General features: G+C 67.1%; 21 protein-coding genes. 16 read left to right on the forward strand and 5 right to left on the reverse strand.

Features of this window, described 5'->3' with window-relative positions:
- Nucleotides 1-504: 504 nt before the first annotated feature.
- The 14 genes from lysW (at nucleotide 505) to STHE_RS01110 (ending at nucleotide 11,625) form a co-directional block, all read left to right on the forward strand.
- A complete protein-coding gene (gene lysW / locus STHE_RS01045; protein WP_012870699.1) occupies nucleotides 505-666 on the forward strand; it encodes a lysine biosynthesis protein LysW in 162 nt (53 codons plus the stop codon).
- Nucleotides 667-672: 6 nt separating this feature from the next.
- Nucleotides 673-1,497: an ATP-grasp domain-containing protein gene (locus STHE_RS01050; protein WP_012870700.1), complete on the forward strand. Its 825-nt coding sequence runs from the start codon at nucleotides 673-675 to the stop codon at nucleotides 1,495-1,497.
- Between the two features lie 78 nt (nucleotides 1,498-1,575).
- Nucleotides 1,576-2,679, forward strand: coding sequence for a [LysW]-lysine hydrolase (locus STHE_RS01055; protein WP_012870701.1), 1,104 nt, complete (start codon nucleotides 1,576-1,578; stop codon nucleotides 2,677-2,679).
- Entirely contained in the window at nucleotides 2,676-3,572 is an 897-nt protein-coding gene (gene lysX / locus STHE_RS01060; protein ID WP_012870702.1) for a lysine biosynthesis protein LysX, read from the forward strand. The genes STHE_RS01055 and lysX overlap by 4 nt, the downstream gene beginning before the upstream one ends.
- A 120-nt stretch (nucleotides 3,573-3,692) precedes the next feature.
- The gene (argC, locus tag STHE_RS01065) at nucleotides 3,693-4,742 is read left to right on the forward strand and encodes an N-acetyl-gamma-glutamyl-phosphate reductase (RefSeq protein ID WP_012870703.1); all 1,050 of its coding nucleotides are present in this window, start codon (nucleotides 3,693-3,695) and stop codon (nucleotides 4,740-4,742) included.
- Between the two features lie 90 nt (nucleotides 4,743-4,832).
- Nucleotides 4,833-5,459, forward strand: coding sequence for a class I SAM-dependent methyltransferase (locus STHE_RS01070; protein WP_012870704.1), 627 nt, complete (start codon nucleotides 4,833-4,835; stop codon nucleotides 5,457-5,459).
- Nucleotides 5,460-5,572: 113 nt separating this feature from the next.
- Nucleotides 5,573-6,409: a [LysW]-aminoadipate kinase gene (locus tag STHE_RS01075; protein ID WP_012870705.1), complete on the forward strand. Its 837-nt coding sequence runs from the start codon at nucleotides 5,573-5,575 to the stop codon at nucleotides 6,407-6,409.
- The gene (locus STHE_RS01080; protein WP_012870706.1) at nucleotides 6,406-7,578 is read left to right on the forward strand and encodes an aspartate aminotransferase family protein; all 1,173 of its coding nucleotides are present in this window, start codon (nucleotides 6,406-6,408) and stop codon (nucleotides 7,576-7,578) included. The genes STHE_RS01075 and STHE_RS01080 overlap by 4 nt, the downstream gene beginning before the upstream one ends.
- A gap of 303 nt (nucleotides 7,579-7,881) precedes the next feature.
- Nucleotides 7,882-8,487 (forward strand): DUF1326 domain-containing protein, encoded by a 606-nt coding sequence (locus STHE_RS01085; RefSeq protein ID WP_012870707.1) that lies wholly within the window; start codon nucleotides 7,882-7,884, stop codon nucleotides 8,485-8,487.
- A 312-nt stretch (nucleotides 8,488-8,799) separates the two neighbouring features.
- Nucleotides 8,800-9,600 carry a DUF429 domain-containing protein gene (locus tag STHE_RS01090; RefSeq protein WP_012870708.1) on the forward strand — a complete coding sequence of 267 codons (801 nt, stop codon included), beginning with the start codon at nucleotides 8,800-8,802 and terminating at the stop codon, nucleotides 9,598-9,600.
- A 139-nt stretch (nucleotides 9,601-9,739) separates the two neighbouring features.
- On the forward strand, nucleotides 9,740-10,258 hold the full coding sequence (locus tag STHE_RS01095) for a DUF1648 domain-containing protein (RefSeq protein WP_012870709.1): 519 nt from the start codon (nucleotides 9,740-9,742) through the stop codon (nucleotides 10,256-10,258).
- Nucleotides 10,259-10,368: 110 nt separating this feature from the next.
- Nucleotides 10,369-10,698, forward strand: a complete 330-nt coding sequence (locus tag STHE_RS01100; protein ID WP_012870710.1) for a pyrimidine dimer DNA glycosylase/endonuclease V — start codon at nucleotides 10,369-10,371, stop codon at nucleotides 10,696-10,698.
- A 208-nt stretch (nucleotides 10,699-10,906) separates the two neighbouring features.
- Nucleotides 10,907-11,224: a hypothetical protein gene (locus STHE_RS01105; protein ID WP_012870711.1), complete on the forward strand. Its 318-nt coding sequence runs from the start codon at nucleotides 10,907-10,909 to the stop codon at nucleotides 11,222-11,224.
- 11 nt (nucleotides 11,225-11,235) lie between these two features.
- Nucleotides 11,236-11,625 carry a HEPN domain-containing protein gene (locus STHE_RS01110; protein ID WP_012870712.1) on the forward strand — a complete coding sequence of 130 codons (390 nt, stop codon included), beginning with the start codon at nucleotides 11,236-11,238 and terminating at the stop codon, nucleotides 11,623-11,625.
- 533 nt (nucleotides 11,626-12,158) lie between these two features.
- Here the strand turns inward: STHE_RS01110 and STHE_RS01115 are convergent.
- Nucleotides 12,159-12,677: a GNAT family N-acetyltransferase gene (locus STHE_RS01115; protein ID WP_012870713.1), complete on the reverse strand. Its 519-nt coding sequence runs from the start codon at nucleotides 12,675-12,677 to the stop codon at nucleotides 12,159-12,161.
- A gap of 68 nt (nucleotides 12,678-12,745) precedes the next feature.
- Here STHE_RS01115 and STHE_RS01120 point away from each other — a divergent pair, with 68 nt between their 5' ends.
- Nucleotides 12,746-16,033 (forward strand): DNA polymerase III subunit alpha, encoded by a 3,288-nt coding sequence (locus STHE_RS01120; protein WP_012870714.1) that lies wholly within the window; start codon nucleotides 12,746-12,748, stop codon nucleotides 16,031-16,033.
- Nucleotides 16,034-16,209: 176 nt separating this feature from the next.
- Nucleotides 16,210-18,120 (forward strand): ATP-dependent nuclease, encoded by a 1,911-nt coding sequence (locus tag STHE_RS01125; protein WP_012870715.1) that lies wholly within the window; start codon nucleotides 16,210-16,212, stop codon nucleotides 18,118-18,120.
- Nucleotides 18,121-18,369: 249 nt separating this feature from the next.
- Here STHE_RS01125 and STHE_RS01130 read toward each other — a convergent pair whose 3' ends face one another.
- The 4 genes from STHE_RS01130 to STHE_RS01145 form a co-directional block, all read right to left on the reverse strand.
- A complete protein-coding gene (locus STHE_RS01130) occupies nucleotides 18,370-19,350 on the reverse strand; it encodes an alpha-ketoacid dehydrogenase subunit beta (protein WP_012870716.1) in 981 nt (326 codons plus the stop codon).
- Between the two features lie 17 nt (nucleotides 19,351-19,367).
- Nucleotides 19,368-20,342: a thiamine pyrophosphate-dependent dehydrogenase E1 component subunit alpha gene (locus STHE_RS01135; protein ID WP_012870717.1), complete on the reverse strand. Its 975-nt coding sequence runs from the start codon at nucleotides 20,340-20,342 to the stop codon at nucleotides 19,368-19,370.
- 89 nt (nucleotides 20,343-20,431) lie between these two features.
- Nucleotides 20,432-20,941, reverse strand: a complete 510-nt coding sequence (locus STHE_RS01140; protein WP_012870718.1) for a (2Fe-2S)-binding protein — start codon at nucleotides 20,939-20,941, stop codon at nucleotides 20,432-20,434.
- Nucleotides 20,942-21,808 carry an FAD binding domain-containing protein gene (locus STHE_RS01145; protein WP_012870719.1) on the reverse strand — a complete coding sequence of 289 codons (867 nt, stop codon included), beginning with the start codon at nucleotides 21,806-21,808 and terminating at the stop codon, nucleotides 20,942-20,944.
- Nucleotides 21,809-21,902 lie beyond the last annotated feature (94 nt).

Here is a 21,902-nt window from a genome sequence, read left to right on the forward strand (position 1 = left end):
CGTGCCGGCCCCGTCGGATGCCGTCGGCGGGGTGTGGGATGGGCATCAGCAGGTGACGTGCCGGGAGCGGAGCGGGCTTGCTCTTCCCTTTTTCCGCAAGAGGTGGTAGGATGTCTCCCGCTGACGTCTGTTCGTGGGAGACAGGCACGGTGGAGAGCGTTTGGGCCCGACAGAAGAAAGCGATCGCGGCGGACTGCGTGGCAGTGCGCCGGTTCGGCGCTTCCGTCGTTTTTGGCCCTGCCGGCATCCCCGCCCCTAGGTGCTGCCATGCTCCCGCGTGTCTCGGCGTCGGCGGAGGGTGCCAATAAGTCAGGCACACAATCCGGTGAAGCGCCAGCGGCGGTGAGCGGCAACGGTCACCGCCGTTTTTGTTGTTCCGAGCAGCGCGTCCGGTGCACCGGGCGCAGGCGGAGCCGGATCGGAGAGGGTGGGTGCGCTGGTGTCCCCGGCTGGCGCGCCCCACGGAGTGGACCGGGGAGAGCGTGATCGAGGGAGGATCGTCCGATGGGTGAGTGCCCGGAATGCGGTGCCGGATTGGGGCTGGAGAACGTGGAGCAGGGCGAGATCGTGCAGTGCCCTGACTGCGGCGTCGAGCTGGAGGTGCTGGAGACCTCGCCGCTGACGCTGGGGCTGGCTCCGGCCGAAGAAGAAGACTGGGGAGAGTAGCCGGTCGTGGCGCGGGTTGCCCTGCTTGCCGACCGGCTACGTGTTGAGGAACGCCTGCTGATCGAGGCGTTCGCGGCCCGGGGGCACGAGGCGGTGCTGGTGCAGCCCGCCAAGTTGGCCCTGTCTCCCGCTGCGCCGAGCGCGGGCGACTTTGTCGCGGCGCTCGACCGCGGCGAAGCCACGGCCGAACGGGCGGTGCTGGCGGCGCTGCTGGCGTCCGGCGGCACCCCGGTGGTGAACCGGGCAGCCACCGCCCGGCTCCTGGCCGACCGCATGGCGCTGCTGCGCCACCTGATCCTGGCGGACATCCCGGTGCCGGAGACTCGCGTCTGCTTCGGCGAGGAGGCGATCTTCGCCGCTATCGCGGAGATCGGCTATCCGGTCGTTCTCAAGTCGCTGACGGTGGATCCCGGTTTCCCGGTGGCGCTGGTCGAGGACCAGGATGCGGCCGAGGCGATCGTCGAGCACCGGATCATGCTCGGCGGCGAGCGCGCGGTGCTGGTGCAGCAGTTCATCCCGGCCCGGGCCGGGCAGTCGGTCCGGCTGGTCGTCGCCGGTCGGTCGCTCGCGGGGATCGAGCAGCGGACCCACGGCGGCTGGCGGCCCGGTCGTGACGCGACGTATGAGGCGTACACCGGGGATCCGGCCCCGCTGACGGCCCTGGCCGAACGGATCATCGAGCGGCTCGGCACCGGCACCTACGCGGTGGAGGTCGTCGAGACCGGCGACGGGCCGGTGGTGGTTGGCGTGGCCAACCTGGTCGATTTCCGCTCGCTGAGCGGGCGGGGCGTCGACGTGGCAGGAATGATCGCTGATTTCGTGTTGGGATAGGCCCTCACCCCCATCCCCTCTTCTACGTGTTAGGAGAGGAGGCGAGACGGGGCGGGCAAGGGAGGAGAGGGAGTTCCGGTGCTGGAGTCGATCAGCCCGATGAGTATGACAACCGCCGACCTGCTGCGCGGGCTGGTAAGCATCCCTAGTCCCTCCGGCGCCGAGGCTCCCGCGGTCGAGTGGCTGTGCCAGCAGATGGCAGCGCTCGGCTACCAGGCCGAACCGGACGGCGCCGGCAACGCGGTCGGCACCCGCGGAGAGGGACCGCGGGAGATCATGCTTCTGGGCCACATCGACACCGTGCCCGGCGAGGTGCCGGTGCAGGTCGTCGACGGCGTGCTCTACGGCCGGGGGGCGGTCGATGCCAAGGGGCCGTTGGCGACCTTCGTCGTCGCCGGGGCGCGGGCGAAGCTGCCGCCGGGGGTGCGGCTCACCGTCGTCGGCGCGGTCGAGGAGGAGGTCATGTCCTCCCGTGGGGCACGCCACCTGATCGCGACCCGCGAGGCGCCGGACGCGGTCGTCATCGGCGAGCCGAGTGGCTGGGACGGCGTCGTGCTGGGCTACCGGGGCTCGGTCGCGCTCGAGTACCGGGTTACCGTGCCGATGTCGCACTCGGCCGGGCCGGAGGCCACGGCAGCCGAACTGGCGGCGGACTTCTGGTACCGGCTGCGGACCTGGTGCGCCGAGTGGAGCGTCGGGATCGACCACGCGTTCCACCGGGTCGAACCCAAGCTCAACGCGCTGAACTCCTCCTCCGACGGGCTCTACGGGGAGGCCGTGGCGCGGATCGGCCTGCGGCTGCCTCCCGCCCTCTCGCCCGAGGAGGCGATCGCAGTCGCGACCTCGCTGGCCAGCGAGGGGGAGGTGACGGCTACTGTCAATGCGCCGGCTTTTCAGACCGACAAGCGCCAGCCGATCGTCGCGGCCTTCCTCGCCGCGGTGCGGGCGCACGGCGGCACCCCACGCCTCAAGTTGAAGACGGGCACGTCCGACATGAACCTGGTTGGCCCGGCCTGGGGCTGCCCGATCGTGGCATACGGTCCGGGCGATTCGCGGCTCGACCACACGCCAGAGGAGCATGTGCCGCTGGCGGATTTGGAGCGAGCGACGGCGATTCTGACGACGGCGATCGAGCGAGTGGCGGCGCAGATTCACAGCGGCCGCTGGGGAGGTGAGCGGTGAACCGGCCGCGGATTGGGATGCTGTTCTCCCACGTGCGGGAGGAAGAGAAACTGCTGCTAGCGGCATTCGCCAAACGTGGCATCGAGCCGGTCCGGTTGCACGACCGGAAGCTGGTGCTCGATCTGACCTCTCCCGGTAGCCCTTGCGGGGTGGAGCTCGACATCGTGCTCGACCGCGGCATGGCCCACGGCCGGGCGGCGGTCGCGATGCAGATTTTCGACGCCCTCGGTATCCCGACGGTCAACTCCAGCCGGGCCTCGAACTTGGCGGACGACAAAGTCGCGACGACGCTGGCGCTCGCGGCGGCCGGGGTGCCGACGCTACGCACCGTCGTCGCCTTCGACATCGACTCGGCACTGGCCGGGTTGGAGCAGATCGGCTACCCGGCTGTGATCAAGCCGGTGATCGGCTCCTGGGGGCGGCTGCTGGCGAAGGTGAACTCGCCGCAGGCAGCGCGGACGCTGCTGGAACACAAGCGGGTGCTCGGCCACTACCAGCACGGCGTCTTTTACATCCAGGAGTACGTCGAAAAGCCGGGACGGGACCTCCGGATCTTCGTCGTCGGCGATGAGATCGTGGCGGCGTCCTACCGCGCGGCCGAGCACTGGGTGACGAACGTGGCGCGCGGCGCCGTGTCGCTGCCCTGCCCGATCACGCCGGAGATCGCCGACATCTCCTTCCGCGCCGCGCGGGCGATCGGCACCGAGATCGCCGGGATTGATCTGGTGGAAACACCCACCGGGCTGCAGGTGATCGAGGTCAACACCGGTGCCGAGTTCAAGGGATTGATGCGGACGACGGAGAAGGACATCGCCGGGGCGATCGTCGACTATGTCATCGCCCGTGCCGAGCGAGCCGCCTACGAGGCGGCGTACGTGATGCCGGGGGCGTGAGAGTGTTGCGTCATGCGTCATGCGTCCCCCTCACCCCCCGGCCCCTCTCCCACCAGGGGAGAGGGGCCGGGGGGTGAGGGGGACGCATGACGCATGACGCATGACCCAGAAAGGACACCCATGACTCTCTCAGTCGCCATCCTTGGTGGGTCGGGTTACGCCGGTGGGGAGCTGCTCCGGCTGCTGCTGGGGCACCCGGAGGTGGAGGTGACGCAGGTCACCTCGCGCTCCCGGGCCGGGAAGTTCGTCCACACCGTGCACCCGAACCTGCGCAAGCGGACGCAACTGAAGTTCATCCCGCCGGAGAAGCTGGAGCGGGTCGACGTCCTCTTCTCCGCGCTGCCGCACGGGGCGACCGCACCCCAGGTGAAGGACCTGCTGGAGCGCGGCTCGATCGTAGTTGACCTGAGCGCCGACTTCCGGTTGCGCGATCCAGCCGCCTACGAGCGCTGGTACGGCTGGAGCCACCCGTTCCCGGAGATGATCCCTGACACGGTCTACGGCATGCCGGAGCTGCACCGGGAGGAGATCCGCACCGCCCGCTACATCGCCGGGCCGGGCTGCACCGCGACGGCGGCCATCCTGGGGCTGGCGCCGCTGTTCCGGGCCGGGGTGGTCGATCCGTCCATGCCGGTCGTGATCGAAGCCAAGACCGGGTCCTCCGGCGCGGGGGCCGAGGTGACCCTCTCCAGCCACCACCCGGAGCGCGCCGGGATCATCCGCTCCTTCAAGCCGACCGGGCACCGGCACAGCGCCGAGATCCTTCAGGAGCTGGCCGTCGACGGAGTGGCGCCGAACGTACACTTCACCGTGACCAGTGTCGAGGCGGTGCGCGGCATCCTGGCGACCTCCCACGTCTTCCTCAAGGAGCCGCTGGCGGACAAGGATCTGTGGAAGATCTACCGGGGCATGTACGGCCAGGAGCCGTTCATCCGCCTGGTGAAGGAAGCGAGCGGCATCCACCGCTACCCGGAGCCGAAGATCCTCTCCGGCACGAACTACTGCGACATCGGCTGGGAGCTGGATGCGGACGGCAAGCGGCTGGTCGTCATGGCTGCGATCGACAACCTGATGAAGGGCGCGGCCGGGCAGGCGGTGCAGGCGATGAACATCCGCTGCGGCTTCGACGAGACGGCCGGGCTGGAGTTCCCGGGGTTGCATCCGATCTAGGATGCGTGTCGCGTACTGCGTATTGCGTATTCGGCGCCCCTTCCCTCTCCCCTGGTGGGAGAGGGGAAGGGGTGAGGGGGAAGACCCCAGATGCGACGTTTCCTCACCATTATCGGTGCGATCGGGGCGGTGGCAGCCGCGGTGGTCTGGTGGCGGCGGCAGCGGGAGGCGCCCGCGCCATTCTCGGCACGGCTGTCGTGGGTGCTCAGCCTGCCGCAGTTTGAGCACGCGCGGGCCGATGTCATCCTCGACCGGCTTGACCTGCGACCGGGAATGCGCGTGCTCGACGCCGGTGCCGGCACGGGCCGCCTGACGATCCCGGCGGCGCGGCGGGTCGCACCCAACGGCGAGGTCGTGGCGCTCGACATCCAGCCCGAGATGCTCGCTAAGCTGGAGCAGCGGGCGGCCGCCGAGGGGGTGACCAACATCCGCACCGTGCAGGCCGCGCTGGGGGACGGCGCGCTGGAGCCGGAGAGCTTCGACCGGGCGCTCCTGGTCGCCGTGCTCGGCGAGACACCGGATCAACTCGCGGTGCTGCGCGACCTGCACGCCGCGCTGAAGCCCGGTGGCATCCTCTCGGTGAGCGAGGGCTTCCCCGATCCGCACTACCAGCGTGCCGATCACGTGCGGGCGTTGGCGGCGGTCGCCGGGTTCCGGCCCTGGCAGGAGTGGCGCACCCGGCTCGGCTACACGCTGCATCTGGTGAAGGAGGGGTGATGCGTCATACGTCATGCGTGATGCGTCCCCCTCACCCCCGGCCCTCTCCTACCAGGGAGAGGGGAGCATGACGCATAACGCGTGACGCATGACGTACGACAACGGAGGGACCGATGCTGATCGTCAAGCTGGGTGGGAGCGCGGGGATCGATCCCGGGCCGACGCTCGACGACCTGGCGGAACTTTCGAAGACCGAGCGAGTCGTGTTCGTCCACGGCGCGAACGCAACGATGGACGAGTGGACACGCGCCATGGGGCGTGAGCCGCGCCTCGTCTACTCCAAGACCGGGCAGGTCAGCCGTTTCACCGATGCCGAGACGATGGACCTGATGCTGGCGGTCTATGCCGGACTGGTCAACAAGCGGTTGGTGGAGGGGTTGCAGGCGCGCGGCGTCAACGCGGTCGGCCTGAGCGCGCTCGACGGGGGCATCGCCCGCGGCCCGCGCAAGGACACCCTGCGTGCCATCGAGGACGGCAAGCCGAAAGTGCTGCGCGGAGACTACGCCGGCAGCATCACCCGGATCGACACCCGGCTGATCGACCTGCTGCTCGACAACGGCTACCTCCCGGTGCTGACGCCGCCTGCGCTGTCCGATGCCGGGGAGGCGATCAACGTCGACGGAGACAAGCTGACCCTGCGGCTGGGCCTCGCGCTCGGTGCCGACGCACTGGTGATCCTCTCCAACACCGCCGGGCTGCTTCGCGACCTCAACGACCCGGACTCGCTGGTGCGGCAGATAGACGTGAGCGATCCGGCCAGCGTCGAGGCCGCCATGGAAGCGGCCGGGGGGCGCATGAAGAAGAAGGTGCAGGCGGGTGTGGACGCCGTTGCCGCCGGGATCGGACGGGTCATCTTCGCCGACGCGCGGGTTCCGCAGCCGGTGCGGCGCGCCCTGGCGGGCGAGGGGACCGTCGTGATGGCGAGCGCGCCGATTGGAGCCGAGGCATGAGTCAGGCGCTGAACATCGACATCGTCCGAAAAGACAAGGACCTCCAGCCGCCGCTGTACGCGAAGCGCGACATTGCGCTGGTGCGCGGCGAGGGGGTCTACCTCTGGGATGCCGACGGCACTCGGTACCTCGATCTGGTGAGCAACTACGGCGTCAACATCCTCGGCCATGCCCACCCGAAGGTCACCGAGGCGATCCAGCGGCAGGCCGCCACACTGGTCAGTTGCCACCAGTCGTTCTCCAATGACGTGCGCTCCGCGTTCCTCCAGAAGTTGCTCAGCATCGCCCCGGCCGGGCTGACCCACGCCTTCCTCTCCAACTCCGGCACCGAGGCGATCGAGGCGGCGCTGAAGTTCGCCTATGTCGCCACCGGCCGCACCAAGGTGGTTGCCGCCAAGCGTGGTTACCACGGTCGGACCCTCGGCGCGCTGGCGGCCACGGCCGACAAGAAGTACCGCGATCCCTTCGCCGGGGCGCTCGCCGAAGCGACTCACGTCACCTACGGCGACGCCGAGGCGCTGGCTGAGGCGGTTGACGAGACCACGGCCGCCGTGGTGCTGGAGCCGATCCAGGGTGAGGGCGGCATCCACCCGGCGCCGCCTGGTTATCTGGCCCGCGCCCGGGAGATCGCCCACGCGGCCGGCGCGCTTGTGATCTTCGACGAGATCCAGACCGGCTTCCGCACCGGCACCTGGTTCGCCTGCCAGCACGCTGGAGTGACGCCCGACCTGATGGCCCTCTCCAAGGGGCTCGCCAACGGCGTGCCGATCGGGGCCACGCTGATGACGGCTGAGGTTGCCGGGGCGCTGGAAGGCGGGGTGCACGGCACCACCTTCGGCGGTAACCCGCTGGCCGCCGCCGCGGGGCTGGCGACGCTCGAGGCGCTGGAGTCCGAGGGCTGGCTGGCGCACAGCGCCGAGGTCGGGGCCTACTTCATCGAGCAACTCCGGGCCCTGGCGCACCCCAAGGTCCGCGAGGTGCGCGGCCAGGGGTTGATGATCGGCGTGGAGCTGAAGGGCCGGGCGACGCCGGTCGTGCGCGCCATGCAGGAGCGCGGCGTGCTGGCCCTCATGGCCGGGAGCCTCACCGTTCGCTTCCTCCCGCCGCTGCTCCTGACCCGCGAGCAGGTGGACACGGCGGTAGCGGTGTTCGCCGAGGCGCTGGGGTAGATTCCCTCGACACGAAACCGCGCACCCGCTCTCATTGCGAGAGCGGGTGTTTGCTTTGGCTCGTCTCACCGCGTGGTCAGCCCAGGGAGACATCGATGACCCTTGATCATCGGTCATCAGAGTGAGTACATCTCCCGAATGTTCCTGGCCGAAAGAGCGCAATCATGGCGCGAAAAATGCGGAAAAGCGCCGAAATCGTATCCCCAAGTCCCGATCACGGCTCGCGCCAGGCATTCGCCGGGACGCGATGTCGTCGACCAGTGAGGACCGCGGCAAACTGTCGTGTCAACGGGAGGGCGAGCCATGGCGTACGAGCTTGAAGGCCGGCTGCTCGAAGTCTGTGACTGCAACGTCCTCTGCCCATGCTGGATCGGCGAGGACCCGGACAACGGGACCTGCGACTCGATGCAGGCCTACCACATCGACCGGGGCACGATCGAGGGCGTGGACGTCTCGGGGCTGACGGTGGCCGAGATTGATCACATCCCCGGTAACATCCTGGAGGGCAACATCCACGGCGTGTTCTTCATCGACGACGCCGCTACGCCGGAGCAGGCAGAGGTGCTCATGCGGGCGTGGTCGGGCGAGCTTGGCGGGCCGCTGGCGGATGTGGCCGGGCTCTATGGCGAGATCCTGTGGCAGCGGGCGCCGATCACCTTCACGGTGGAGGGCGGGAAAGGCACGCTGACCATCGGCTCGATGGCCGAAGCGACGATGGAGCCGTACCGCGGCCCCACCGGCGAGGTGACGACTCTGAACGAGAGCATCTTCTCCACGATCCCCGGTTCCCCCGCGTTCGTCGCCAAGGCCGAGCACTACCGACGCGAGTCGTCGCGCGATTACGGCCTGCCGGACGTGAATCTGCGGGGGCACAACGCCATCCAGGGCTACTTCCACTTCAAAGCGTAACCGCGCTGCCCGGGTTCCCGAACCCGGGCAGCAGTGTGTCCTGGAGCGGTGCGCTGGTCAGGCACAATCTCTTCAGATGCGGCTAGTCCCTGCCAGCTCGGGCAGGGGCTCGATCCTGAGTGCCGCACGGCTGGTCGATCGCCCTGGTCGCGGTGGGTCGGAGGCTCGCGTCGGCCGGTTCGGCCGTGGAGAAGCGTGACAGGCAGTCAGAGTAGAAAATGTGTTCTGATTTGGTGTTCGTATAGGTAGAGGCTGCTCGCGCTTCGACGGCCGATTCGGCCGCGCGGGTGTGCTCCTGGCTGGGATGGGACGGTGCGTCGCGTTTACGGGGTCGACTTCAGCGGGGCGAGGGACGCCGGGCAGCGGATCTGGATCGCGCGCGGCGCAATCGTGGACGGTACCCTTCGGATCGAGGCGTGCTACCGGGCGGCGGACCTGCCGGGCGGAGAGGCTGCGCGGGAACCGGCGCTGGCGGCGCTACGACGGCTCATCACGGCAGAACCCAACGCAGCCGTCGGGCTCGATTTTCCCTTCGGGCTACCGGCAGCGCTGGTCCCCGAGGGAGGCTGGGAGTCGTTCGCGCGCGGGTTCGCCCGGCGGTACCCCGACGCCGATACCTTCCGCCGCGCCTGTGTCGCCGCGGCCGGTGGGCGAGAGTTGCGCCGGTTGACCGACATCGAGGCGGCAACCCCGTTCTCTCCGTACAATCTCCGGATCTACCGGCAGACCTACACCGGCATCCGCGACCTGCTGGCCCCGCTGGTGGCCGCCGGGGTCGCCTGCGTCGTCCCGATGCAGCCTGCGTTGCCGGGGCGTGCCTGGCTGCTGGAGGTCTGTCCGGCGTCGACGCTCAAACGGGACGGCCGCTATGCTCCCTACAAAGGACGGGGTGAGGCGCGCCGCGCCGGCCGGGCCCGGATCCTGGAGGCGCTCGCGTGTGTGGAGCGGGTTGCCGTGCCAGACAAGGTCCGGCGCGCTGCGCTCGACGACGCTGGCGGTGACGCGCTCGACAGCCTGCTCGCCGCAGTCGCGGCCTTCCGGGCCATCACCGACCCGGCGTTTCCCGGGCCGCGCGATGGCCGGTACGTGCGCGAAGGCCGGGTGTATGTGTAAAGCGTGTTGCGTGCTTCGTGTTCCGTATTGGACTCTATATAATGATTCCAGCGTTGAGGGAAGCTGGCGGTACAGCCTGCGCTCTACGGAGCACGCAACACGGAACACGCAACACGAAGCACCTACCACAAGGAGCGGTATGACTGCGACGTCCTCGAAGCGAGAACAGCGACCGGTGCTCGACCTGCCGCGATCGTCGTTCGAGATCGTGGGGGAGTTGCTGGCCCTGATCGGCATCATCGTCACCGTTGCCATCCTGCTGTATGCCTGGCCCGACCTGCCCGACCGGGTTCCGACGCACTTTGGCGTGACCGGGGAGCCGGACTCCTGGGGGTCTAAGACGTCTGTCCTCTTCCCGCCGCTCGTGATGATGGCGCTCTATGCCGGGCTAACGATCCTGAATCGGTTCCCGCACATCTTCAACTATCCCCGGGTGATCACCGAGGAGAACGCGCCGCGGCAGTACCGATTGGCGCGCACGCTGATGACCTGGCTGAAGGCGGAGCTGGTCTGGCTCTTCGCATTCCTCGAGTGGAGCATCGTCCGGACGGCGCAGGGGGAGTCGACGGGCATCGGCGTCGTTTTTCTGCCGGTCATGCTCATCGTCTTGTTCGGCACGCTCGGTATCTACTTCTGGGTCTCGGCGCGGAAGGCGTAAGTCCGGCGGCTGAACGCTCGGCGCCGGCCCGGGGCGCGCGGGCACGCAGCAGCCCATCGCGCGGTCTTCGCCACAACAGTCCGCTGACGGCGGTTCGATAGGACGCACCCATGCGCATCTGGGATCTCCCGCCCGAGTGCCTCTGTCGCCAGCATCTCCTCGGCGAGCACCGTGAGTTGCACGCACTCTGGTCGGTCCTGACGGAGGGGAAGCCGGGATTCGCCAACCACCCGGAGACGCGCCGCTGGCGTGGCAAGCTCAAAGCCCTCTTCCTGCGGCACGACCAACTTGTTGCCGAGATGCAGCGTCGCGGCTACCAACACCGCAGCCCCCTCCCCGCCGCTCTCGCTACCGGCGCCGCTGTCCAGACCGAGTACGTCGACACTCCCGAGGAACAGCGCCGCCTCCTCCGCGAGAAGGGGTGCGGGTGTGGGGTGTAGCGGGTGCCAGCGAGGGGCTGTGAGGACAGGCTCCGCAACCTGTTATCGGCTATCGATACCAGTGGTGTATCCGATATTCTCAGTACGTGCCTGTGCTGCTAGACTGATGAAGCATAGATGATGACTTGGATGCGCAGCGTGACGAGCGGCTACGGCTGGCTCTGATCTTGCAACGATCCTGTGAGAAGCAAAGGCAGGACGCACTAGGATGAGGCAGACCAGCGTGGGACTTGACAATGAAATCCCCGTGCAACGCATTGGCCGCGCGTTTGCTGCCTTAATACAGGATGAGCCAGCGGTACAGCAGTTCTGGGTTCGCCAGCATTGCGGTTGGGTCGAACTATGGCTGCTGACGGAGCCGATCGACCGCTCGATCGAGCGACACCTCTACGGCACTGTGTCACACCTGTACGAGCAGTTCCCTGAGGCAGCCATCCGGCTTCACCTCATCAATCCGAGACTCTATGAGGCAATGGATTTGGAAACCATCATTCCGCAAGACGCGGAGTCAGTTCCTTTGCACTAGGTGCGGTGGCGGTGAAGAAGCGGACTGTTCAGCATCTCGCCACCGCCGACCGTAACCGCGATATTGCCTGGCAACTAGCTCAGATCACTAACATCCAGCCTTCGCCAACCGAGTGGTCGGTCGTAGTCGGTTTCTACGCTGCCGTTCACTACGTGAACGCATTCCTCTGGGAGCGGCTGGACTACGAGCCAAAGAGTCATCAGGATCGGTCCCGCTTGGTCAACCTGACGGCTGAACTGCGTCCTATCGCATCCTCATACACCCTGCTGCTTGACTACGCATATAAGGCGCGATACGAGCCTGGCTTTCGTCTCACACGTGATGATGTTATTGACGTCCTCCGCAACGATGTGGACGGGATTGCACAGCATATCCGCAGGGAGTTAGGGCTTATCCCCTAATCAGCTCTGGAGTGTGATGCGTTGATTGGGGCGACGGCGGTGATGCGTGCCCGGGGGTAAACCCCCGGACTAACAAGGGAAGCCGGCTGAAGCCGGCTTTGGAGTGCGGCGGCTCCGGCCGCCGCTTTGGTATGGCGCGGAATCATCCCGCGCCAGCGTTGGTTCCGCGCAATCGTCGGGACGCGGGATGGGTGGTGCGAGGATCCCGCGCCGTGGTCGGGGCCCGGGGCTAAAGCCGCCGGGCTAACAAGGAGAAGTCCACTAAAGGGACTAGGGACGAATATCGTTCCAGCCCCTTTAGTGGGCTTTTCTGTATCAGCCCGGTGGCTTTAGCCCCGGGCACGTGCCGAAGACGATGCGCTTCCTCACCACACCAATACTCTTCACCAACGTTCTCAGCCCGCTCTACCGGGCTCTTGGTCGTGCGCCCGGGGGTCTCCCGGGCACGGATCACCGCCGTAGCCTCATCGAGTTCGCCAAACGGCATCATTTCGGGGCCGTGCCGCCCACGTACCACCATGGCTGCGCCGGTATCACACCCCCTCAAACGCCTCCGGATAGACCACGAGCCCGTGAACGCCATCGAGCGCGCCGGGCGTGAGGGCGAGGGCCATGAAGGCGGGGTCGGAGACCGGGAAGGGGGCTTCCAGCCCTTGCGCCCGGGCTGAGGTGAAGCCGAAGCGGGGGTAGTAGTCGGGGTGGCCGACTACGACCACGATCCGGTGGCCGAGGGCGCGGGCACGGTCGAGCCCGGCGCGGATCAGTGTGGAGCCGATTCCCTGACCCTGGTACTCCGGTAGCACGGCGACCGGCGCGAGGGCCAGTGCCGGAACCTCCTGCCCCTTGTCGGTGCGGATCGCGATCCGGCTGAAGAGGATGTGGCCGACGACACGGCCGTCGCGCTCGGCGACGAGTGAGAGCCCCGGGATGAACCCCGGTGTGTCGCGGATCGCCTCGACCAGCCGCGCCTCGTTCTCGCGGCCGAACGCGAGCCGGTTGACCTCGGAGATCGCCTCGGCGTCGGCCGGTGTCTCGGCCCGGATCGTTGTCATCGCCCCCACCCTCTCTTCTCGACTGCTCGACTGTTGGAACGTCTTGATCGCCCTCTGGGAAGGATGCCATGGGACGTGAACATCGCTATGTGGAGTTGCACCTCCACACCGCGTACTCGTTCCTCGACGGCGCCTCGTTGCCGGAGGAGATCATTGCGCGTGCCTCGGAGCTTGGCTATCGGGCGCTGGCTATCACCGACCACGATGGCCTCCACGGCGCGATGGAGTTCGCCCAGTTGGCGCGTGCGGCGGACATCCAGCCGATCACCGGCGCCGAGCTGACCCTGGCCGACGGCTCGCACCTGACGCTGCTGGCGGAGTCGGTGACCGGTTACGGGAACCTCTGTCGCCTGATCACGGCCGCGCACCATGCAGGGGAGGACCGCGTGCCCCGGCTCGATCCCGACCTGCTGCCCCGGCACGCCGAGGGGTTGATCCTGCTCACCGGCTGCCGGCAGGGGGCGCTGGCGCGGCTGGTGGATGCCGGAGATCTGGCCGGGGCGGAGGGGCTGCTGCGGCGGTACGTGGAGTGGTTCGGGGCGGAGAATGTCGTCGTTGAGCTGCAGCAGAACCTGGTCTACGGCGATACCCGGCGTGTCCGGCTGCTGGTGGAGCTAGCGGAACGCCTGGGCCTGCGCTACGCCGCGACGGGGAATGTCCACTACCACCGGCCGGAGCGGCACCGCCTGCAGGATGTGCTGGTGGCGATCCGCGAGCGGACGACGCTCGACGGGGCGCACCGGGCGCGGCGGGCCAACGCGGAGTTCTACCTGCGTGCCGCCGAGGAGGTCGCCGTACTCTTCGACCGCTACCCGGCGGCGCTGGAGGCGACGCTGGAGATCGCCGAGCGCTGCGCCGGGTTCGATCTGACGCGGGATCTCGCCTATCGCTTCCCCGACTACCCGACGGCGCCGGGGGAGACGCCCGACGACCTGCTGGCGCGGATCTGCCGGGAGGCGCTGGCCGAGCGCTACCCGGAGCCGGAGCGGCGCGCGGCGGCTGAGGCACGGCTGGCGGAGGAGTTACGGCTGATCGCCCGGCACCGGCTGGCCGGCTTCTTCCTGCTCTACCGCGACCTGTTGCTGCTGGCGCAGGAGGTGGCGGCCGAGGTGCGTGGGACGGACACGCCGCGTGCGGGCGGGAACCTGCCGCCCGGGCGAGGGCGCGGTTCGTCGGTCAGCTCGATCGTCTGCTACCTGATCGGCCTGTCGCACGTCGACCCGCTGGCGCACGGGCTCTTCCTCGGTCGCTTCCTCAACGAGGATCTGCGCTCGGTGCCGGACATCGACCTCGACTTCCCGCGCGACATCCGCGAGCGGCTGATCGAGCGGGTCTACGAGGTGTACGGCCCGGAGCATGCCGCGCTCGTCTGCGCGTTCTCCACGTACAAGCTGCGCAGCGCGGTGCGCGACATCGGCAAGGCGCTCGGCCTTCCCCAGCCCGACATCGACAAGATCGCCAAGCTGAGCGAGGCGCGCTCGGCGAAGGATCTGGGGGAGGAGCTGGCGCGTATCCCGGAGTTCGCCGCGCGGCGGGACGCGCCACCGCTGCGCTATCTGGTGGAGCTGGCTGAGGAGCTGGCCGGCTTCCCCCGCCACGTCACCCAGCACGTCGGCGGGATGATCGTTTCCTCTTCGCCGCTGGTGGAGCTGGTGCCGATCCAGCCGGCCGCCATGCCGGGGCGCTACCTCTGCCAGTGGGACAAGGACTCCTGCGACGACGCCCGCTTCATCAAGATCGACTTCCTGGCGCTGGGGATGCTCTCGCTGGTCGAGGAGTGCCTGGAGTTGATCGTCCGCTCGGGCAAGCCGCCGGTGGATCTCTCGCGGATCGACTTCGCCGACCCGGCGGTCTACGACATGATCTGCGCCGGGGACACCATCGGCGTGTTCCAGATCGAGAGCCGGGCGCAGATCCAGATGCTGCCGCGCACCCAGCCGCGCTCGCTGGAGGACCTGATCGTCCAGGTGGCGATCGTCCGTCCCGGCCCGATCGTCGGCAAGGCGGTCAATCCCTACGTGCAGAACCGCCAGCGGCGGATGCGCAACCCCCGGGCACCGATCCGCTACGACCACCCGTCGCTGGAGCCGGTGCTGGAGGAGACGCTAGGGGTGATCCTCTACCAGGAGCAGGTGCTGGAGGTGGCGATGGTGCTGGCCGGGTTCACCGCCGGGCAGGCCGAGGCACTGCGCCGGGCCATGAGCCGCAAGCGCTCGCGCGAGGCGATGCTCCACTTCTGGCGCCAGTTCCGGGATGGGGCGCTGGCGCGGGGGGTGCGCCTGGAGGTCGCCAAGGAGGTGTTCCGCAAGTTGCTGGGCTTCGCCGAGTATGGTTTCCCCAAGAGCCACTCGGCGGCGTTCGCCGTGCTCGCCTACCAGTCGGCCTGGCTGCGGTGCTACTACCCGACCGAGTTCACCTGTGCGCTGTTCAATAACCAGCCGATGGGGTTCTACCCGCCCCACGTGATCGTCAACGACGCCAAGCGGCACGGCGTGCGTATCCTCCCGCCCGACGTGAACCAGAGCGGCGCGCGCTGCACCGTCGAGGGGAACGCCGTGCGCATCGGCTTCGGCTATGTCCAGGGGATCGGCGAGGATGCCGCGCTGCTGATCGAGCGGGAACGGGAGGCAAACGGCCCCTACCGCTCGCTGGCCGACTTCGTCCGCCGAGTGCCGCTGGCGCGGGAGGCGGTCGAGAATCTGATCGTGGTCGGCGCGTTCGATGGCTTCGGCTTGGGGCGCCGGGAGGCGCTCTGGCAACTCGGCCTGTTCATCCCGGCGCGAGGATTCGGGAAGAACGGGGCTGCCGGGAAGCAGCTCCCGCTGGCGCTGCCGGTGGAGCAGGACATGGTGGAACTGCGGCCGATGAGCGCCTGGGAGCAGATGGCGGCGGACTACGACACGCTGGGCCTCTCGCCCCGCTACCACCCGCTTGGACTCCTCCGCCCGCACCTGCCGGAGGCGATCGTCTCCACAGTCGATCTGGCGGAGATTCCCGACGGGACCGAGGTGCGGGTCGCGGGGTTGGTCGTCTGCCGCCAGCGCCCGGGGACGGCCAAGGGGATCACCTTCCTGTTGCTGGAGGACGAGCGAGGTCTGGTGAACGTCATCATCTACCCGGCGCTCTACGAGGAGCAGCGGCTGCTGGTGCGGGGCGAGCCGTTCCTGGTGGTCGAGGGGCGTCTGCAGCGGCGCGACGGGACGATCAACCTCGTCGCCCACCGCCTGCACACGCTCGACGCGGCGCGCCGGGCCTTCGCTCCGGCGCCGTCGCCATCTGTCCACGAGGCCGGCCCCATCTTCCCCGAGCGCAAGCCCGACCGCCGGCTCGCTCCCGTCTCGCACGACTTCCGGTAAGGGAGGTGAGAGTCTGCTACGATAACGATCACAGATTCCTCCATCTGCCTGTGGCCTCTAAATACTTCGCCCGAAGCACGCAGACTGTCTCCCGACATCCCATCGCGATATCTGGTAGCATGTCTTGTGATCGAGAATGCTCAACTAGCACGAACGGTCGCTGGGAGGACCCGCAAATGCGCCTTACGAGCTTCCGTGTTCAGTATTTCCGTAACATCATTGATTCCACTACTGTAGAAGTTCAGCCTGACATTACGTGCCTCGTCGGTAAGAATGAATCAGGCAAGAGTGCACTTCTTGAGGCATTGTACATGCTGAATCCCGCTTATCCGGCCGCGTTCGATCAAAGCGAGCACTACCCTCGCTGGATTTGGGCTGATGATCGCAAGCGAGGTGTCGTCGACGCGGTGGTGCCTATTACTGCTTCATTCGAACTAGAACAAGATGACTTGCGTGCTGTTGAAGACCGCTTCGGCCCTGAAGTCCTCTCTGGGTCTACCTTTGAGGTCTCCAAGACCTATAGCGGTGCAGTCGTGGCTAAGTGCCACGCAAATGAGCAGGCAATCGTAACAAACACGCTGAACCGGCTCAACGTTGGCAGTGCCACGCGCAAACGCTTGAGGAGTTGTCACGACTTCGACGCCTTGCTAACCAAGCTCGCGCAGCTGAGTAATGTGGACGACCTGTCTGAGGAGGAGAAATCCGATCTCCGTCGCATCAAGGAGGAGATCTCCAAGGTACCAGGATCCGGCCGAACAGTGCACGACGCAGTGGCAGACCTTCTGCGTCACCGGATGCCTTTGTTTTTCTACTTCAGCGAGTACAGTATTCTCGAAGGGCGCATCGATCTCGCCGACCTTGCCAAGTCCGACAATGGCCACCCAAACTCAAGCTCCAAGCAGACGGCGCGCGCACTGCTGAAGCTAGCGGGTACTGACTTGAACGCGCTTCGCGACGACAACTACGAGATTCGCAAGGCCGAGTTGGAGGCCGTTTCCAACCACCTAACTAGACAAGTCTTTCAGTACTGGAAACAAAATCGAGAGTTGAGTGTGAACCTGGATCTCGATAAGGTGGTAAGACACGGACCGAAAGGATCCCCTGTCGTTGCTCGCTACCTCGATGTTCGCGTTCACGATCGGCGTTACGGCTATACCAATAACTTCGGGCAACGTTCGTCTGGATTTCAGTGGTTCTTCTCCTTCTTTGCCGCGTTCAGTGAGTTTGAACATAGTGATGAGAAAGTGATCGTGCTCCTGGATGAACCAGCGCTCGGCCTCCACGGACGCGCTCAGCACGACTTCCTCCGCTTCATCGAGGAGCGCTTGGCGCCAAAGGTTCAAGTGCTCTATACCACGCACTCACCATTCATGGTCCAGATGGGGCGGCTTGAACGAGTTCGTATCGTGGAGGACAAGGGGGCGGATAGGGGCGCTGTTGTATCGGCGGATGTCTTAGGCTTAGACCGCGACAGTCTCTTCCCTCTTCAGGCAGCTATCGGTTACGACATCGCGCAGAGCCTATTCGTTGGGCCGGACAACCTTGTGGTAGAGGGAACGTCGGACTTCACGTACTTGACGCTTATTAGCGAGCATCTACGCTCACAGGGGCGTGCGGGGCTGGATGAGCGCTGGCGAATTCTTCCCGCTGGTGGTGCAACCAATATCCCAGCGTTTGTGGCTCTCGTCGGTCCACATCTCGATGTTACTGTCGTAGCCGATTCGGGTGCCCAAGGGATGCAACGCCTGCTCGAAATGGCCCAGCGGGGCCTTCTCGAGGACCAGCGACTCATCACCATTGGATCGGTGACCGGATCTAAGTACGCTGACATCGAGGATCTCTTTGATCCCGAAGACTACTTGGAACTCGTCAACGGTGCCTTTGCGACGACGATCACCCTTAAGGATCTTCCACCGGGTGACCGGATCGTGAAGCGTGTAGAGCAGGCCCTTGGCCGTGACTTTGATCATCGCCTTCCGGCGGACTATCTCTTGCGCAACCGTGACAAGTTGTGTTCCAAACTACGGCCCGCAACTCTGGATAGGTTCGAGCAACTCTTTCAGCGAATCAATGAGACGCTGATGTAAAGCAGAGACCAGCGGCGTGCCAACTACGGCGACGCCACAGCGCGGCGCGCCGGGCCTTCGCTCCGGCGCTGTCGCCATCTGTCCACGAGGCCGGCCCCATCTTCCCCGAGCGCAAGCCCGACCGCCGGCTCGCTCCCGTCTCGCACGACTTCCGGTAAGGGAGGTCTGGTGTTGGAGGGGGCCGGTACCGGCTGAGGGCGCCAGACACTCAACCGGTACCGGCAGGCGGTGCGCTCTCTTCGTCAGGGCTCAAACGCGGGCGAGGGTACTGCGCACCGCTTCGATGATGGTCTGCGTTGACGGAAGGATCGCCGCCTCGACCGCGCGGCTGTAGGGGATCGGAATATCCGGCGTGGCGATGCGGGTGACTGGTGCGTCGAGTTCGGTAAAGAGCTCCTCCTGGACCCGCGCCGCGATCTCCGCGCCCGGCCCGAAGCTCCGGTGCGCCTCGTGGACCACCACCAGCCGGTTGGTCTTGCGGACCGAGCGGTAGATCGTCTCCATGTCGAGCGGGACCAGGGTGCGCAGGTCGATGACCTCCGCCGCGATGCCGTCGTCGCGCAGCGCCTGAGCCGCCTCGACCGCCCGCAGCAGCGAGCGCGACCAGGACACGATGGTGATGTCGGACCCGGGTACAACGACCTCGGCCTGGCCGAAGGGAATCACATACTCCTCATCCGGAACCTCGCCGCGCGTGAAGTAGAGCATCTTGTGCTCCAGGAAGACGGTCGGGTCGTCCTGGCGCAGGGCGAACTTGAGCAGCCCCTTCGCGTCTCGCGGGGTAGCGGGGAGGACGACCTTCAGCCCGGGGATGTGGGCGAACAGCACCTCGAGCGATTGCGAGTGCTGGGCACCGTTGCCGCGTCCACCCCCCTGCTGCGTGCGGATCACGAGGGGGACCCGGGCTTGCCCGCCCGACATGTAGCGCAGCTTCGCTGCCTGGTTGAGGATCTGATCCATGGCGACCAGGGTGAAATCGACCCACATCACCTCGACGACCGGTCGCATCCCGGTCATCGCCATGCCGATCGCCGCGCCGATGAAGCCGGTCTCGGAGATAGGCGTGTCCCGCACCCGATCGGGGCCGAACGTGTCCAGGAGTCCGCGGGTCACCTTGAAGACCCCACCGTACTCACCGATATCCTCGCCGAGCAGGACGATCCGCGGATCCCGCTCCATCTCCTCCCGGAGCGCCTCGTTCAGCGCGTCTGCATAGGTGATCTCACGCATGATCTCCTGCCCGCCCCTTAGCTGCTCGGTGACACCCACACATCCTCGAACGCCGACTCAACCGTCGGCTCGGGGCTTGCCAGGGCGAACGCCACCGCCTCTTCGATCCAGCGCTCGACCTCGCGCTCGGCGCGATCCAGCGCGTCCTCAGCGACGCCCAGCTCGATGAGCTTCTGCCGACTCAGCCGGAGCGGGTCGCGCGCCATCCACTCCGTCACCTCCTCACGGGTCCGGTAGACCTCGGAGTCGCCGATCATGTGACCCTTGAAGCGATAGGTCTGGGCCTCGATCAGGGTTGGGCCGCCGCCGCTCCGGGCACGCGCGACGGCTACCACCGCCGCCGCATGGACCGCCTCGACGTCCATCCCATCGACGATCACCGCGGGGATGCCGTAGGCCGTTGCCCGATCCGCCAGACGCTCGATCCGCACCGTGCGCCGGATGGGGGTCATCTCGGCGTACTGGTTGTTCTCGAGCACCAGCACGACCGGTGCTTGCCAGACGGCGGCCAGGTTCATCGCCTCATGCCAGGCACCCTGGTTCGTCGCTCCCTCCCCGAAGAATGTGACCGCGACGCGATCGCTCCCCTGCATCTTGGCCGAGAGCGCGGCGCCGACAGCGATCGGCACGCCCGCGCCCACGATAGCGTTCGCGCCGAGGCACCCCAGCTCCACGGCGGTGACGTGCATCGGCCCCCCCTTGCCTCGGCAGTAGCCATCGCGCCGGCCCAGCAGCTCGGCCATCGTCCTGCCCGGGTCGGCACCCTTGGCCAGGAACTGGGGGCGCCCCCGGTAGGTGTTCGTCATGTAGTCGTCGGGACGGAGCGCGGCGCAGACTCCGACGGCCACCGCTTCCTGGCCAATGCCGACGTGCAGCGAGCCGCCCATCAGTCCCTGCTGATACAGCTCGATGGAGCGCTCCTCGAACCGCCGTAGCTGGAGCATGCGGCGGTAGAAGTCCAGCAGTCGCTCTGCTCGCGTCTCGCTTGACATCCCTGCTCTCCTACTCCTCCGACACGTCCGGCGGCCATCTCCCGGCAACCGGGGTGCGGCGGCCGCAGACGTGGCTCGGGAGCTGATCGTCAGTCGCCGGTGCGGGCGGTGGCAGCCATTGCCTCCGCGACCGCCTCAACCGCGTCGACGATGTTCTTGTAGCCGGTGCAGCGGCAGAGATTGCCGGACAGCGCCTCCCGAATCTCGTCGCGACTGGGCCGGGGATTGTCCTGCAAGAAGGCGTATGCGGAGATCACGAACCCGGGGGTGCAGAAGCCGCATTGCAGGCCGTGGTGCTCCCAGAACGCCTGCTGGATCGGGTGGAGCTCGCCCGGCCCCGGAGCCAGCCCCTCGATCGTGGTAATGGAGCAGCCGTCTGCCTGGACTGCCATGGTGATGCAGGAGCGCACGGCCTCGCCGTCCAGTAGAACGGTGCAGGCGCCGCAGACGCCCTGCTCGCAGCCGACGTGCGTACCCGTCAGGCCCAGGTCATATCGAAGGAAGTCGGCGAGCAGCCGCCGCACGTCGACATCGCGCTCGTGCGTGACGCCGTTGACCGTGACCGAGATCCGTTGCCGGGTCGTCACTTCCGCGCTCACCTAGATCTCTCCCTTCGCACGTGCCAGAGCCGTCTCCATGGCCCGCCGAGCCACGACGCCGGCCAGGTGCTTCTTGTAGCTCACGTCCACGGTGCCGTCTGGGTCTGGCTGGACGTTGGAGGCGATGCCGAGGGCAATGTCGGCCAGCAGGTCGGGCGTCGGGCTCTGGCCGGTCATGTCGATCGCGGCCAGGTACGGGATGCCTCCGCCGACGTTGCCGAGGGCCACCCGTGCGTCCTTGATCGTTCCATCCGGGTTGAGCTCCATGGTGGCCGCCGCGGAGATCATCGCGAAGTCCCCGTGGCGCCGCGCCAGCTTGACGAAGGCAGCGCCCTTCCCGTTGAGCCTGGGGATGCGAACCTCCGTGATCAGCTCATCGGGCGCGAGGGTCGTGGCCAGGTACCCAACGAAGAAGTCGCGGGCCGGGATCACCCGCTGGCCGCCTGGGCCGGTGGCGACGATCTCGGCCTCCAGCAGGCGGGCGACGACCACATACTCCGCGTTGGGGTCGTTGTGGGCGAGGCTCCCGCCGATGGTGCCCCGCGTCCTGATCTGGAAGTGTCCGATCTGCCGTGCGGCCTCCTGCAAGAGCGGGTTCGCGCGCTGCACCACCTCTGAGCGCTCGACCTGGCGGTGCCGCGTGAGTGCCCCGATGGCGAGCCCGTCCGGCGTCTCGCGGATATAGCGCAATTCAGCAACGCGGTTGATATCGACGAGATAGGCCGGGCGAGCCAGGCGCATGTTCATGGCTGGTATCAGGCTTTGCCCGCCCGCGAGCGGTCGCGCGTCCGGCCCATACTGCTGCAGCGTGTGGATCGCCTCGTCGACGCTCGAGGCAACCGCGTAGGCGAATGGAGCGGGCTTCATGGTGCTCTCCTCCTTACCGCTGGCACGTCGTCTCCAGGAGTTGCGCGAGCTGAGCCATCGCCTCGTCGAGATCGCAGATCTGGAGCGCCACGCG

The organism is Sphaerobacter thermophilus DSM 20745 (genome assembly GCF_000024985.1).
Classification (GTDB): Bacteria; Chloroflexota; Chloroflexia; order Thermomicrobiales; family Thermomicrobiaceae; genus Sphaerobacter; species Sphaerobacter thermophilus.

What these genes read in the sequence shown, in the direction of transcription:
- STHE_RS01145 (WP_012870719.1), bottom strand. Translation starts at nt 21,808, where the DNA reads ATGAAGCCCGCTCCATTCGCCTACGCGGTTGCCTCGAGCGTCGACGAG.
- STHE_RS01080 (WP_012870706.1), top strand. Translation starts at nt 6,406, where the DNA reads ATGAGTCAGGCGCTGAACATCGACATCGTCCGAAAAGACAAGGACCTC.
- STHE_RS01135 (WP_012870717.1), bottom strand. Translation starts at nt 20,342, where the DNA reads ATGTCAAGCGAGACGCGAGCAGAGCGACTGCTGGACTTCTACCGCCGC.
- argC (WP_012870703.1), top strand. Translation starts at nt 3,693, where the DNA reads ATGACTCTCTCAGTCGCCATCCTTGGTGGGTCGGGTTACGCCGGTGGG.
- STHE_RS01130 (WP_012870716.1), bottom strand. Translation starts at nt 19,350, where the DNA reads ATGCGTGAGATCACCTATGCAGACGCGCTGAACGAGGCGCTCCGGGAG.
- STHE_RS01075 (WP_012870705.1), top strand. Translation starts at nt 5,573, where the DNA reads ATGCTGATCGTCAAGCTGGGTGGGAGCGCGGGGATCGATCCCGGGCCG.
- STHE_RS01105 (WP_012870711.1), top strand. Translation starts at nt 10,907, where the DNA reads ATGAGGCAGACCAGCGTGGGACTTGACAATGAAATCCCCGTGCAACGC.
- STHE_RS01095 (WP_012870709.1), top strand. Translation starts at nt 9,740, where the DNA reads ATGACTGCGACGTCCTCGAAGCGAGAACAGCGACCGGTGCTCGACCTG.
- STHE_RS01070 (WP_012870704.1), top strand. Translation starts at nt 4,833, where the DNA reads ATGCGACGTTTCCTCACCATTATCGGTGCGATCGGGGCGGTGGCAGCC.
- STHE_RS01100 (WP_012870710.1), top strand. Translation starts at nt 10,369, where the DNA reads ATGCGCATCTGGGATCTCCCGCCCGAGTGCCTCTGTCGCCAGCATCTC.
- STHE_RS01085 (WP_012870707.1), top strand. Translation starts at nt 7,882, where the DNA reads ATGGCGTACGAGCTTGAAGGCCGGCTGCTCGAAGTCTGTGACTGCAAC.
- lysW (WP_012870699.1), top strand. Translation starts at nt 505, where the DNA reads ATGGGTGAGTGCCCGGAATGCGGTGCCGGATTGGGGCTGGAGAACGTG.
- STHE_RS01120 (WP_012870714.1), top strand. Translation starts at nt 12,746, where the DNA reads ATGGGACGTGAACATCGCTATGTGGAGTTGCACCTCCACACCGCGTAC.
- STHE_RS01125 (WP_012870715.1), top strand. Translation starts at nt 16,210, where the DNA reads ATGCGCCTTACGAGCTTCCGTGTTCAGTATTTCCGTAACATCATTGAT.
- STHE_RS01115 (WP_012870713.1), bottom strand. Translation starts at nt 12,677, where the DNA reads ATGACAACGATCCGGGCCGAGACACCGGCCGACGCCGAGGCGATCTCC.